The organism is Aeromonas sp. sif0611, assembly GCF_019218845.1.
GTDB classification, from domain to species: Bacteria; Pseudomonadota; Gammaproteobacteria; order Enterobacterales; family Aeromonadaceae; genus Aeromonas; species Aeromonas media.
Map to the genome: position 1 here is coordinate 1 of NZ_JAHUWU010000025.1, position 745 is coordinate 745.

A 745-nucleotide genomic window follows, 5' to 3' on the forward strand; every position below is an offset into this window, starting at 1 on the left:
CGAGGCGAACCGGGAGAACTGAAACATCTAAGTACCCCGAGGAAAAGAAATCAACCGAGATTCCCTCAGTAGCGGCGAGCGAACGGGGATTAGCCCTTAAGTTTCTTGGAAGTTAGTGGAATGGTCCTGGAAAGGCCAGCGATACAGGGTGATAGCCCCGTACATGAAAACGACCTTGAAGTGAAATCGAGTAGGGCGGGACACGTGACATCCTGTCTGAATATGGGGGGACCATCCTCCAAGGCTAAATACTCCTGACTGACCGATAGTGAACCAGTACCGTGAGGGAAAGGCGAAAAGAACCCCTGTGAGGGGAGTGAAATAGAACCTGAAACCGTGTACGTACAAGCAGTGGGAGCCCTTCGGGGTGACTGCGTACCTTTTGTATAATGGGTCAGCGACTTACATTTTGTAGCGAGGTTAACCGTATAGGGGAGCCGTAGGGAAACCGAGTCTTAACTGGGCGTCTAGTTGCAAGGTGTAGACCCGAAACCGGGTGATCTAGCCATGGGCAGGTTGAAGGTTGAGTAACATCAACTGGAGGACCGAACCCACTAACGTTGCAAAGTTAGGGGATGACCTGTGGCTGGGGGTGAAAGGCCAATCAAACTCGGAGATAGCTGGTTCTCCCCGAAAGCTATTTAGGTAGCGCCTCGGACGAATACTACTGGGGGTAGAGCACTGTTTGGACTAGGGGGTCATCCCGACTTACCAACTCCATGCAAACTCCGAATACCAGTAAGTA

The 745-nt window shown here is 51.7% G+C and carries 1 rRNA gene; it reads left to right on the forward strand.

The features are described from left to right. Positions 1–745, forward strand: a 23S ribosomal RNA gene (locus tag KW824_RS20595); the annotation flags it as partial.